The 255-nt window shown below is 44.7% G+C and carries 1 rRNA gene; it reads left to right on the plus strand.

Annotated elements, in window-relative coordinates:
• Nucleotides 1-117: ribosomal RNA gene (locus ACHRWY_RS27750) — 16S ribosomal RNA — on the plus strand; the annotation flags it as partial.
• Nucleotides 118-255 lie beyond the last annotated feature (138 nt).

The raw sequence follows: 255 nt of genomic DNA on the forward strand, positions 1-255 counted from the left end.
AAGCTGGGGGTGCCTGAAGTCGGTGACCGCAAGGAGCTGCCTAGGGTAAAACTGGTAACTAGGGCTAAGTCGTAACAAGGTAGCCGTACCGGAAGGTGCGGCTGGAACACCTCCTTTCTAGAGCCTCGAGTGTTAGCAGTAATGCACGCTGAGGAAAAAAGAAGAAGCTTTAAAGGTTTTGATTTTAAGACTATTTTACTCTTGCTGTTAGTTCAAATAATAAATTTTAAGTAAAACAGAGTCTCGTAGCTCAGC

This window comes from Flavobacterium sp. FlaQc-48, from assembly GCF_044007335.1.
In the GTDB taxonomy this organism is placed as follows: domain Bacteria; phylum Bacteroidota; class Bacteroidia; order Flavobacteriales; family Flavobacteriaceae; genus Flavobacterium.